Raw genomic sequence first — 12,096 nt, 5'->3', positions numbered from 1 at the left:
ACGGTGGGCGGGCAAGGGCCCTGCAGTGGAGCCGCAGATCAGCCGCTCTACAACTGATCTAGCCGCGCGACCTCATCCCTAATACACAAAGACACAAAGACAACCGGGGTTCCGAGTCGCAGCCTCGCTCACCAGATGCCGTCAAAACCTGGCGAGGCGCGCACACAGCGCCCTCCCCCGCTCGCGGAACAAGCCGTGACTCCGCACCTGGAGGCTCCCACGTGTCCACACCTGTCGACGGAGCGCTCACCGCCGCTGCACTAACGTACCGGCGTCATCCATCAGAGTCCTTGCACATGCCTGTCAGCTACTCGATCAGCCTGCCCGACCCCAAGCTCGCCCGCGGCGGCGATGCGAGCGTGAGCTTTAGTGCCCATGGTGCCGAGGCCTTTGCCGAACAGTTGCAGGCCGCCTTGCGCGATCCGGCCTGGTTCGATCGCTGGCGCCAGCTGCAGGCCGACCCGGACGCGGTGGACCCCAGCCTGGGCGTGACCGATCCGTCGGCCACGGTTACCGGCAAGCAGGGCGATCTGCGTGTGGACCTGGTCGCCACCACCAGCATCCCCGGCGACCTGCTCAAGCAGCGCATGCAGGCCCTGGCTGGGCACCACTGGGAACTGCGCGACGTGCGTTAAGTTCCACGGCCGCCGCGTGCACTGCGCGGCGGCACTTTGCTCAGGCCGGTGCGCTGTCTGCCACACGCCGCGGCCAGCGCCATTTCAGATTCACCGCCAGCGTGCCCACCACGATCAGCGCTAGGCCCAGCCACTGCACCGGCACCAATGCGTGGCCATAGAGCAGATAGTCCAGCAGTAGCGTCACCAGCGGATACACGAACGCCAGCACCGCAATCGTGGCCACATGCAGATGGCGATAGGACGAATAGAACAGCACATAGACGATGCCGCTGTGGATCACGCCCAGGCCCACCAACCACAGCCAGTGCAGGCCCGGATGCAACGCCGCACTGCTGGAAAACCCGGCCAGCAGGAACGTGCCGACCCAACACTGCACTGTCACCACCGCCAGCGGCCGCTCGCGGCTGATACGGCGCGACATCAGCAGCGACGCACCGCATAGCAACGCCGCCAGCAGCGTGAGTGCAATGCCGATCAGATAGCCACGGTCGGCCGCCTGCCACAACCGCGCCGGGTTTGCCGAGCAGGCCACGCCGACGAATGCCAGCAACGTCCAGCCCAGATCGGCACGCCGCGTGCGCTCGCCCTGCAACAACGCGGCCAGCAGCAACATCACGAACGGAAACACGTGGTAGACCATGGTCGCCACGCCGATCGACGAGCGCGCCATGCCGGCGAACAACGCCACCCAATTCAACACCAGCAGCACACCGCTGACGATGGCATCGCGCAACAGCGCGCGCTCGCGCCATAGCCCTCGTAGCTGTCCACCGACCAAGCCACATACGGTAAGAAACAGCGCCCCGAACAGGCAGCGATAGAACACCGCCGTCACCGGATCCTGCCCGCTTTCGTGGACGAACACGCCGACCGAACCGATCAGGACTTCGGCAACCAGCAATTGCCAGACCGCCCGTCGCCCAACGCCGGCCGATACCGCGTGCACGGATAGTGGAGTGCTCATAGCGCAATGGTTCCCTGCAGATACTGGACAGCGCTGCCACGCACGTAGACATGCTGCGGCTCGACCCGACACTGCAGTTCGCCGCCACGCGCGGAGGCCTGCAGCGCGGTGAGCTGCGTCTTGCCTAGCCGCTGCGCCCACAGCGGCGCAAGCGCGGCATGAATCGATCCGGTGACCGGATCTTCGCTGCCGCCGTTGGACGGCCAGAAATAGCGGGAGACAAAATCATGCTCAAGGCCTGGTGCGGTGACCGCCACATCGCGCGGCGCCAGCGCCAGCATCCGGCCCAGATCCGGCGTCACCGCACGCACCTGTGCTTGGTCGGCGTAGACGGCGATATACGCCTGCGCATTCGCATAGACAGCTTGGGGCGCGATCGATAACGACTCAGACAACGCGTGCGGCACCACCTGCAGCAGCGACGGCTCCTGGTTGGGGAAGCGCAGTTCGAAGCTGTGCTCATCTATCCTGGCAACGGCGATCTCACCGACAGCCGGCGCACGCAAGCGCAGCGGAAACGCCGCCAGCTGGTGCGTCGCGATCACGAACGCGCTGGCCAAGGTCGCATGCCCGCAGAAGCCGACCTCCTTGAGCGGAGAAAACCAGCGGATGTCGAACACCCCGCTGTCGTCGCGAACGAAGAAGGCGGTCTCCGAAAGATTGTGTTCGCTGGCGATGGCCTGCATCACCGGCTCCGGCAACCAGGCCTGCAACGGCACCACGGCTGCCGGATTGCCCTTGAAACGCACCGTGGTGAACGCATCGACGATAAACACAGGAAGCAGCACGGCCAACCTCACTGAAGGAAATCCATACCTGGCGTACTCACCGGGCACGGCCAGTCTGCAACGTGCTACCCGACCATCACAGATTCAGATACGCTGCAAATCGACCAATACAGATGGAAGGCGCCCGCAGATGCTGCTGTACGAATCGCTGGCCACGCAGCTGCGGCAGCAGATCGAAGGCGGCACCTTGCGTGCCGGCGAGCGCCTACCCTCGATCCGGCAACTGGCCGCCAACCATGGCATCAGCACTGCCACCGCCGTGCAGGCCTGCCTGCAACTGGAACGCGAGGGGCGCGTGCAAGCGCGCCCGCGTTCGGGCTACTTCGTGCGCAGCACGACGCCTGCGTTGCCGGCCGCAGCACCCGTCACACGTCGGCGCAAACCGGGCATGGTCGACAACCCGGCCTTGCAGCGCGTGCTCGACACCTTGGCACGTACCGACCTGGTGCCACTGCACACTGCCACCCCCGCGCCTGAGTTATTGCCCACCGCACAACTGGCCGCGGCCCTGTCGCGGCAGCTGCGTCGCCAGCGCTCGGCGGCGTTGGATTACGCACCGCCGCAAGGCCACCCCGCACTGCGCCGGCAGATCGCACAACGTTATGCACACTGCGCAACTACGGTAGATGCGGAAGAAGTGGTGATCACCGCCGGCGCAATGGAAGCGATCAGCCTGGCGCTGCGCACGCTCACCGCGCCAGGCGATGTGGTGCTGGTGGAAACGCCCACGTATCACGGCATCCTGCAGGCGGTGGCGGCACTGCGCCTGAAGGTGCTGGAAGTACCCAACCTTCCCGGCCAGGGTATCGATGTCGCGCGTCTGGATACGCTGCTGCAGCGCACGCCGGTGCGTGCGGCGGTGCTGATTCCCAACTTCAACAATCCAAGCGGCAGCCTCACGCCCGACAGCGCCAAGCGCGCATTGCTCGACAGCTGCGCACGCCATGGCACCGTGGTGATCGAGGACGATATCTACGGCGAACTGGATTGGTCGGGGCAACGTCCACGTCCGCTGCGCCATTTCGATACCCATGCCAACGTGATCACCTGCGGCTCGTTCTCCAAGGTGCTCTCGCCCGGCCTGCGGGTGGGGTGGTTGCTGGGTGGCGACTGGACCGACGCCCTGGTGCGCGCCAAGTACTTTTCCACCGTCGGCAGCGCCAGCCTGCCGCAACTGGCACTGGCCGACTACCTGGCGCAACACGATCTGGAACGGCATCTGCGCAAGCTGCGCCGCACCCTGGCCGACAACGGGCAGCGGCTGCGCGATGCCATCGTGCGGCATTGGCCGGAAGGCACGCGCGTGGGCGACCCGGCAGGCGGATTATCGCTATGGCTGCAACTGCCCGACAGCGGTAGCGGCCAGGCCGTGTTCGAGGCCGCACTGGCAGAACGCATCGGCACCTCGCCCGGTCATCTGTACTCCAGCCGTGGCGACTACGCAGATCACCTGCGGCTGACCTGCGGCCAGCCATGGAGCCACACGCTGGAGCGCGCCATGCGCCGATTGGGCAAGCTTGCGGCGCAGGTAGTGCGTTAGCCGTTCTTGGTTTGTGGCAATGGCTATAGCCGACAAGATAATGATGTGACGCAGCTGGTCGATGCAGACTTCAGATTCGAGAAGGCTGCTTGCGCGCCTTACCAGGAAGTTTGCAGGGCGTTGTGTTGAAGCCTGCCTGTTGAATGCGCTGTATTGAAAAGCTGACAGGACGCCGTTATCCAAACAACGGCATGCCATGCTCTGCTTGCGCCAGCACACCGACCATCTCGCCTGGTCCTTGCCCGCCCACCGTCGCGGGACCTTACGCGGCATGGATGCCGCGTAAGAGCCTACACGGACGTACTTGCGGCGTGTCCCGCGATGGTGGGCGGGCAAGGGCCCTGCAGCCACGCCACAGATCAGCCGCTCTAACGGCCAACCTACGCGCTCCACCAAGCTTCGCCGTCCCCTCATCCGCCCGTGAGCCCGCACCCTCATCCACCCCTGCGGGGGCACCTTCTCCCGAGGGGGAGAAGGGAGGTCAATTCGATGCTTTACTCACGCCACCGCCCACGCAACACGGCAGCGCGGCAGCGCGGCAATGCAACGTAACGCAATGCGCACCACCATCCACCATCTCACACCACGCATTTACTGCGCACTCGACCAAACGATCAACCACGCAATGCCGCGGCATGGTGTGCGATGTGTTCGCCGATAAAGCTGGCGATGAAGTAGTAGCTATGGTCGTAACCGGGCTGCAGCCGCACCGTAACCGGATAATCGGCAGCCTTGGCAGCCTGTTCAAACAGCGACGTCTTCAGCTGGTTTTCCAGAAATTCGTCGCCATCGCCCTGATCGATCAACAGCGGCAGGCGTTCCTGCGCCTGTGCGATCAACGCAGTGGCGTCGTACGCTTGCCACGCTGCGCGGTCCTGACCCAGATACTGGCCGAATGCCTTCTCGCCCCACGGCACCTGGCTGGGCGCCACGATCGGCGAGAATGCCGACACGCTGCGATAGCGGCCCGGATTCTTCAACGCGATGGTCAAGGCGCCATGGCCGCCCATCGAGTGGCCGCTGATCGCGCGCGCGCCGGTGGTGGCGAAGTTCGCTTCGATCAACGCCGGCAATTCGTTCACCACATAGTCGTACATGCGGTAGTGCGCCGCCCACGGCTGCTCGGTGGCATCGACATAGAAGCCGGCGCCCTTGCCGATGTCGTAGCCATCCGCGTCGGCCACATCGTCGCCACGCGGGCTGGTGTCGGGCGCGACGAGGATCACGCCATGCTCGGCCGCATACCGCTGCGCGCCGGCCTTGTTGATGAAATTCTGTTCGGTGCAGGTCAGCCCGCTCAGCCAGTACAGCACCGGTAACGGGCCATCGGCGGCCTGCGGGGGCAGATAGACGCCGACCTGCATGCTGCAGTTCAAGCTCTGCGACTGATGCCGGTAGACGTCTTGCCAGCCGCCGAAGCAGGCATGGTGTTCGATACGTTCCATGAGATTCCTTCGATAAAAACCTGCGGCCGGCACGAGCGCCGGCCGCGGGGTTGGACGATCAGTGCAGCAAGCCCTTCTTGCGTGCCACATTGGCGGCCAGCGCATCCATCAATCCCGGCGACAGGCAATCGTACGGGGTCAGCCCGAGCTCGTTGAGACGCGCGCGCACGCCGTCCATGTCCGCCGGCGGCGTGCCGGTTTCGATGATGGAGGACACGAACGCCGCAAAGCCCGGCGGCGACCAGCCCGACTGCTGCGACAACTCGGTATGGATGAAGTCCAGCCCGTAAAACGCGTGACCCTTGTCTTCGATGCGACCGAACATATGTACGCCGCAGCCGGTGCACGCATGCCGCTGGATCGCCGCGCTTTCGTCGACGATCTTGAGCTTCTCCGCATGCGCGGTCACCGTGACCTTGTCGCGCGGCACCACCGCAATCACTGAAAAGGTCGCGCCTTCCGGCTTCCAGCATTTACTGCAGCCGCAGGCGTGGTTGTGCGCGGTCTGCGCAGCCACGTCCACGGTCACCTTGTCGCTGGCGCAGTGGCATTCAAGGGTTCCGCCCTGAAAGCTTTCTGCACCGCCACGCGCTATACCACTGTCTACCGAAGGATGAATCGAGACGCTGGTCATCATGCCCCTCCCGGAGTATCGGGTACCACGTGCGCGGAAGCGGCCGCGCGCCGCTCCTGGCCGTACGGTCAGAAATGGATCACGGTGCGGATCGACTTGCCTTCGTGCATCAGGTGGAAGGCCTCGTTGATCTCTTCCAGCGGCATGGTGTGGGTGATGAACGGATCGAGATCGATCTCGCCCTTCATCGATTGCTCCACCATGCCCGGCAACTGGGTCCGTCCCTTGACACCGCCGAAGGCCGACCCGCGCCACACGCGGCCGGTCACCAGCTGGAACGGACGGGTGCTGATTTCCTGGCCGGCGCCGGCCACGCCGATGATGACGCTCTCGCCCCAGCCCTTGTGGCAACACTCGAGCGCCGAACGCATCACGTTGACGTTGCCGATGCACTCGAAGCTGAAGTCCACGCCGCCATCGGTCAGCTCGACGATGACCTCCTGGATCGGCTTGTCGTAGTCCTTGGGGTTGATGCAATCGGTGGCGCCCATGCTGCGCGCCAGATCGAACTTGCCCGGGTTGGTGTCGATGGCCAGGATGCGCCCGGCCTTGGCCTGCACCGCGCCCTGGATCACCGCCAGCCCGATGCCGCCCAGGCCGAACACCGCCACGCTTTCGCCCGGCTTGACCTTGGCGGTGTTGTGCACCGCGCCGATGCCGGTGGTGACGCCGCAACCGAGCAGGCAGACCTTTTCCAGCGGCGCTTCCGGGTTCACCACCGCCAGCGAGATCTCCGGCACCACGGTGTACTCGCTGAAGGTGCTGCAGCCCATGTAGTGGTAGATCGGCTCGCCGTTGTAGGAGAAGCGCGTGGTGCCGTCCGGCATCAGGCCCTTGCCCTGGGTGGCGCGCACGGCCTGGCACAGGTTGGTCTTGCCCGACAGGCAGAACTTGCACTTGCGGCATTCGGCCGTGTACAGCGGGATCACGTGGTCGCCGACCTTGACGCTGGTCACGCCCTCGCCGACCTGCTCGACGATGCCGCCGCCCTCGTGGCCCAGCACGGACGGGAAGATGCCTTCCGGGTCGTCGCCGGACAGCGTGAACGCGTCGGTGTGGCACACACCGGTGTGGGTGATGCGGACCAGCACTTCGCCGGCCTGTGGCGGTGCGACGTCGATCTCGACGATTTCCAGCGGCTTGCCGGGTCCGAATGCAACTGCTGCACGGGATTTCATGTGGTGGCGCTCCTGACGATGGGGTTCAAGGACGGGCACGGCAGGCGCCGGCCCGGTGGGAGTTCATTTGAGATAGGACCGGACCAGCCCGAGCAGCTCCTGCACCCGCTCGGCGCGCTGCGCGTCGGAGGCGGCGGCGTGGCCGAAGTCTTCGCGAATATGCGCTTCGAGCACCTGCGACATCAGCCCATTGACGGCACCCCGGATCGCGGCGATCTGCTGCAGCACAGGCGCACAGTCTGCGCCCGCCTCCAGCGCGCGCTCAAGCGCGTCGCACTGCCCGCGCAGGCGCCGTACGCGTGCTAGCGCCCGCTTTTTCTCCTGCGGCGAATGCGGCATGACGGCTCCGGCTAAATACTGGGGGGCAGTATATGGATTCGCCCGAAAAAATCCATGCCCGCGAGGAAGGCCACTCGAAAAAGGCGACAGACCGCTGCGGCCTGGATCGGCGCCCAGCTGCGACAACATCCGCGCCAGCCATGGCGCTGACCGTCCATCCAGGCACCTGCCGCTCGTCGACCCGTGCTGCTGCGCTGCTGCGGATTCGGCGTGCCGGCCGCCGCTGTCGTCGCACTGCAGCACGCCACTGGCAGGCGTGTGCAGGCGCAGCACGCATCTTCAGCTGTCGTCGCTTTCCAGACGCATGCTCTCCGACACCGGCAGCTCGATGGTGCAGCGCACGCCGTCCGGCCCCAGCACGTAGGTCGTCTCGGCCTGCAGCTGGTACGGCAGCGCGCGTTCGATCAGCTCGCGCCCATAGCCGGAGCCTTGTGCCGCTTCGCCAGGCGCCGGCATGTGCACACCGGTCTCGCTCCACTCGATGCGCAGGCGGGTGCCCTTGGCGGTACCCAGCAGGCGCCAGCGCACCCGCAACTGGCCGCCGGCCTGTGCAAGCGCGCCGTACTTGTTGGCATTGGTCGCCAGCTCATGCAGGGCCAGCGCAAAGGTCTGCACGGTGCTGGAGCGCAGACGCACGCCAGCGGGGCCGTCCAGTGTCACGCGGTCGCCTTGGCCTTGCGCATCGATCGCGCCCATGGCCGACAACTCGACCCGGATCAATTCGTCGAACAGGATGCGATCGCCCTCGTTCAGGCGCGACAGCAAGCCCTGCACGCGCGCCAGGGCGTCCAGGCGATCGTTGTAGATCAGCGCCAACTCGGCGATGGTCTTGCTGCTGCGTTGTGTGCGATTGAAGACCACACGCACCACACCCATCAAATTACGCGTGCGGTGCTGCAGCTCGGCCAGCAACACCTGCTGGCGATCTTCCCATTGCCGTCGCCGGGTCACGTCCTGGCCGATCTTGAGATAGCCCAGCGGCTCGGCACTGCCATCGCGCAGCGGCCGCGTCGCGCCCTCGATGAACACGCGCCGGCCGTCCTTGCATTGATGCCAGCGCACATTCGGCGCGCCGCCGGTGTAGTGGGCCTGTTCGATCTCACGCTGCGGCACGCCGGTCAGCCGGTCTTCGGCAACGAAGGTCATCGCGATGTGCTGGCCGATCGCCTCTTCCGCGGTCCAGCCGAACACAGCCTCCGCACCCGGCGGCCAGGTCTGGATGTGTCCGCGCGTATCGGTGGTAAAGATTGCATAGTCGAGCGCGCTCTCCAGGATCACCCGGTATCGCTCCTCGCTTTCGAGCAGCGCGCTCTGTGCACGCGCACGCTCCAGCGCCGCCCAGGTGCGCTCGGCGGTTTCCTCTGCCAGACGGATCTCGGCGGCATTCCAGTTGCGTGCGCTGCGTTGATTAACCACGAAGGTCGCCACCAGTCGGCCGCCCTTGATCAGCGGCACCACGATCAGCGCAGCGATCTGGTTGTCCAGGTAGGCCGCGCGCTGATCGTCGGGCAATGCAGGATCGGTGGCGGCATCGCGCACCACCCAGGTCTGCGCGTCGAGCAGCCAGGGCATCGGCCAGTCGGTCAACGCGAAGCGACGTGCATGACTGGTTTCATCGGGCTGATGCCAGTCGCGTTCGACCACGTACTGCTGCGCCCTGGCATCCACTTCCACGTAGTAGGTGCGGCCGGCGTTCAGATGCTCGCCCAGCACGCGTGCGGCCTCGCCCTGGATTGCGGCCGGATCGGGCAGTGGCCGCAAGGCGTCGGAGAGTTTCAGCAGGAAAGCATTGCGGTCCTGCACTTCGCGTAGCGCCGCTTCGGTGAGCTTGCGGTCGGTGATGTCCAGCACGAACTCGAAGCCGGTGCCGTCGGGCAAGCGCTTGGACGCAAACAGGGCACAGCGCCGGGTTCCGTCCTTGCACAGGTATTGGCGCTCATACGGTGTGGCGCTGCCCTTGGTCCTGAGTTCCTCGAACGCCCGCTCGCACAGGTCCCTGGCTTCGGGTGGGGTCAGCGCCTGCCAGGAGAGCGTGCCCGCTTCCACGTCGGCACGGCTGTAGCCGCTCATTTTCAGGAAGGTGTCATTGGCATCGGTGAGGCGGCCACCCATGTCGAAGTAGGTCGCGCCGACGGTTTCGATCGTCAATGCGGTGCGGAAGCGTTCTTCGCTGGCACGCAGCCGCGCGTCGGCGCGCTTCTTGTCGGAGATGTCGCGGAAGTACACCGACATGCCGCCGTCGTTGGTGGGATAGATGCTGATATCCACCCAGTACCCCAATGCCGGCGACAAGGCTTCCAGTCTGACCACCTGGCGTGTCTGTGCCGCGCGCACATGCGCCTGATACGGAAGCGACCCGATCGAGTCGGGAAACTGCTCCCACAGCAGGTTTCCCAGCAGTTGGTCGCGTGCACGCCCCCACAGCAACTCGGCTTTCTGGTTGATGTAGGTGAAGCGCCCCTGCGCGTCGACGCCATAGAAGGCATCGGAAATACTTTCGAGGATGTCGCGATTGCGCTCGGCAAGCGCGCCCACTTCCGTCTGCACCTGGCGCTGCACCGTGACGTCCTGCACCACCGCAACGCCACCGGTCACACGGTCCTCTTCGCGCAGCGCCACCGCAGTGATGCGCAACCAGCGCTGCGCATTACGGGGATCGATGAAATCCACCGGCACGGTCGTGTCTTCGCCGCGCAGCGCGAGGGCGCAGGGAAATTCCTGGATCGCGACCGCCTGCCCCTGCTGGTCGACGCCGGCCCGCGGTTGCTCCTGCACTGATTCGCGCGAAGGAACCCGCTCTGCCAACTGGTCACGCAATTGTGGATTGCGGTAGGTGAAACGGCCTTGCGTATCGAACAGGCCGATCCCGATCGGAACCTGATCGAGCACATAGGTCAGCCGCGCCTCGCTCTCGCGTAGATGTTCCTCGGCCTGCTTGCGCGCGGTGACATCGGCGCCGGCACCAAACCACTCGGTGATGCGTCCATCCGCATCCAGTGCCGGTACCGCCTTGGTCGCCATCCACGCAATGCTGCCATCGGCGCGTCGTACCCGATGCTCGAACACGATCGCGCTGCGCGAACGGATGCCTGCATCGATCCTGCTCCGCACCAGCGCCTGATCCTCTGCAGGGATGTAATCCATGATCCAGGAACGGCTGGTCGCCATCGCATCGGCAGCGCGTTCGCCGGCAGTAAGCTGGTGCATCTCGTCCCAGTCGGCGCTCATGCGGTAATGCACCTCGGAACTCGCCGCCGACAGCGCGGCCAGCCGCGATTCGCTGGTGCGCAGTGCCAGCTCGGCACGGTGGCGCTCGATGTAGTCGGCAGCCGTCCATGCGAGCAGTTCGAGCAATCTGAGTTCATGCTCCGCAGGCCGATACGGCACGGTGAACTGGGTCCCGAGCAATCCCAGCAAGCCACCGGCACGATTGAACAACGGAGTGAACTGGGCAGCACGGATGCCGCTGCACAGCGCTGCCTCGTAATCGGGGGTTCCCTTCAACGGGGTGAAGGTTTCGATGTCCTCGATCACCAACTGCCGGCGTTCGCGCCGCACGGTGTCGCAGGTCGCCTGAAAGCCGTCCTTCAGGAACTGCTGCACGAATGCACTGCGTTCGTCATGTCCGCGGTAGACACGCAACTCCATCTCGCTGTTGTGTGCGCTGACCAGTTGCACGCAGCCGCAATCGGTACGCGCGAAGGCACAGGCAAGCGCGGTGATTTCCTGTAGCGCGATGCGGGCATCGGCCTGTGCCGCCAGGCTGACCTGTAGGGCATGCAGGCGACGCATGCCGGAAAGCTCGTCCCGCAGCGCCGCATTGTCCTGCATGGTGTCGTCGGGCACGGCACTCATCGTGTCCGGCTCTTGCCTGCGCGCATCGTCATCGATCATTCGTACCGGGTGAGCCCACACAGTGCGCAATCGATGGCGAAGAGCTTGTCAGTAGCGTGCTCGACACTGCGGAGTTTCGCTGAGCGCCTTGCGTACGGATAAGACCGGGCTGAAGCATCACGGAGGGAAATCGCTTTAATCGGACTCGCGACTGCCTGGCGATTGTCAGAGAACCCAGGTAGAGGCCGCCAAGCGCGGCCAGCGTCCGCTTCGTCCGGACCCAGCAGTGCGTCGCGCAGGGCGACCGCCGCTCGTGCGCAACTCACTCCAGCTGCAGCGTCGCCGCCAGCAGCTGGAGCCGACGGTCGGCGTGATCAGCACGATCAGCCGTGCCGCGGTGGTGGCGCTAAACCTTCGGCCTCCAGGCATTGCGACAGCGCGGGCGGGGGCGGGCCGAGGGGCGGCGCGTCAGGCGCAGGCAACGCGATGCCTTGCGCGGTGGCACAGGCCTGCAACGCGGCGTCGAAGTCGGGATCATGGGGTGGCGGACCATGTGGTTCGCCAGGCCCGTGCGGGCCATCGGGCGCAGGGCCGTCGCGCCAGGGCCCGCCGGGCATCGGCGTTGGCCACCTCACGCCTTTGCTGGCCAGACAGCGCTCAAACGCACTGCGGTCCATGCCCTGCGCGGGCGCATCGGGATGCGGCGTGGCCGCAGCTGGCGCGGACAACACCATCC

9 protein-coding genes are annotated in these 12,096 nt (G+C 65.5%); 2 read left to right on the top strand and 7 right to left on the bottom strand.

All coding sequences use genetic code 11. From position 1 onward, the window contains the following. Positions 1 to 296 precede the first annotated feature (296 nt). Entirely contained in the window at positions 297 to 635 is a 339-nt protein-coding gene (locus ABQY74_RS04225) for a hypothetical protein (protein WP_039509881.1), read from the top strand. A gap of 40 nt (positions 636 to 675) precedes the next feature. On the opposite strand, the gene ABQY74_RS04220 is transcribed toward ABQY74_RS04225, so the two are convergent. Next, entirely contained in the window at positions 676 to 1,602 is a 927-nt protein-coding gene (locus tag ABQY74_RS04220) for a DMT family transporter (RefSeq protein ID WP_024939442.1), read from the bottom strand. Further along, the gene (locus ABQY74_RS04215) at positions 1,599 to 2,390 is read right to left on the bottom strand and encodes a PhzF family phenazine biosynthesis protein (RefSeq protein WP_024939443.1); all 792 of its coding nucleotides are present in this window, start codon (positions 2,388 to 2,390) and stop codon (positions 1,599 to 1,601) included. The genes ABQY74_RS04220 and ABQY74_RS04215 overlap by 4 nt, the downstream gene beginning before the upstream one ends. A 130-nt stretch (positions 2,391 to 2,520) precedes the next feature. Here ABQY74_RS04215 and ABQY74_RS04210 point away from each other — a divergent pair, with 130 nt between their 5' ends. After that, positions 2,521 to 3,930, top strand: coding sequence for a PLP-dependent aminotransferase family protein (locus ABQY74_RS04210; protein ID WP_349794197.1), 1,410 nt, complete (start codon positions 2,521 to 2,523; stop codon positions 3,928 to 3,930). 614 nt (positions 3,931 to 4,544) lie between these two features. Here ABQY74_RS04210 and fghA read toward each other — a convergent pair. The 5 genes from fghA to ABQY74_RS04185 form a co-directional block, all read right to left on the bottom strand. Then, positions 4,545 to 5,375 carry an S-formylglutathione hydrolase gene (gene fghA, locus ABQY74_RS04205; RefSeq protein ID WP_024939445.1) on the bottom strand — a complete coding sequence of 277 codons (831 nt, stop codon included), beginning with the start codon at positions 5,373 to 5,375 and terminating at the stop codon, positions 4,545 to 4,547. A 58-nt stretch (positions 5,376 to 5,433) separates the two neighbouring features. Further along, positions 5,434 to 6,009 (bottom strand): S-(hydroxymethyl)glutathione synthase, encoded by a 576-nt coding sequence (gene gfa / locus ABQY74_RS04200; RefSeq protein ID WP_102255721.1) that lies wholly within the window; start codon positions 6,007 to 6,009, stop codon positions 5,434 to 5,436. A gap of 68 nt (positions 6,010 to 6,077) precedes the next feature. Beyond that, positions 6,078 to 7,187 carry an S-(hydroxymethyl)glutathione dehydrogenase/class III alcohol dehydrogenase gene (locus ABQY74_RS04195; protein WP_016902625.1) on the bottom strand — a complete coding sequence of 370 codons (1,110 nt, stop codon included), beginning with the start codon at positions 7,185 to 7,187 and terminating at the stop codon, positions 6,078 to 6,080. 63 nt (positions 7,188 to 7,250) lie between these two features. Continuing rightward, entirely contained in the window at positions 7,251 to 7,526 is a 276-nt protein-coding gene (gene frmR / locus ABQY74_RS04190; protein ID WP_016902624.1) for a formaldehyde-responsive transcriptional repressor FrmR, read from the bottom strand. A gap of 279 nt (positions 7,527 to 7,805) precedes the next feature. Further along, positions 7,806 to 11,381 carry a PAS domain S-box protein gene (locus ABQY74_RS04185; protein WP_349794195.1) on the bottom strand — a complete coding sequence of 1,192 codons (3,576 nt, stop codon included), beginning with the start codon at positions 11,379 to 11,381 and terminating at the stop codon, positions 7,806 to 7,808. Positions 11,382 to 12,096: the final 715 nt, after the last annotated feature.

The organism is Xanthomonas sp. WHRI 7064 (genome assembly GCF_040202355.2).
GTDB lineage: Bacteria > Pseudomonadota > Gammaproteobacteria > Xanthomonadales > Xanthomonadaceae > Xanthomonas > Xanthomonas arboricola.
This window is presented reverse-complemented; position numbering and strand designations above follow the sequence as displayed.

Bases quoted from the DNA above. Each gene is read 5' to 3' on its own strand.
- ABQY74_RS04225 (WP_039509881.1), top strand. From the start codon at position 297: ATGCCTGTCAGCTACTCGATCAGCCTGCCCGACCCCAAGCTCGCCCGC.
- ABQY74_RS04220 (WP_024939442.1), bottom strand. From the start codon at position 1,602: ATGAGCACTCCACTATCCGTGCACGCGGTATCGGCCGGCGTTGGGCGA.
- ABQY74_RS04210 (WP_349794197.1), top strand. From the start codon at position 2,521: ATGCTGCTGTACGAATCGCTGGCCACGCAGCTGCGGCAGCAGATCGAA.
- fghA (WP_024939445.1), bottom strand. From the start codon at position 5,375: ATGGAACGTATCGAACACCATGCCTGCTTCGGCGGCTGGCAAGACGTC.
- gfa (WP_102255721.1), bottom strand. From the start codon at position 6,009: ATGACCAGCGTCTCGATTCATCCTTCGGTAGACAGTGGTATAGCGCGT.
- ABQY74_RS04195 (WP_016902625.1), bottom strand. From the start codon at position 7,187: ATGAAATCCCGTGCAGCAGTTGCATTCGGACCCGGCAAGCCGCTGGAA.
- frmR (WP_016902624.1), bottom strand. From the start codon at position 7,526: ATGCCGCATTCGCCGCAGGAGAAAAAGCGGGCGCTAGCACGCGTACGG.
- ABQY74_RS04185 (WP_349794195.1), bottom strand. From the start codon at position 11,381: ATGAGTGCCGTGCCCGACGACACCATGCAGGACAATGCGGCGCTGCGG.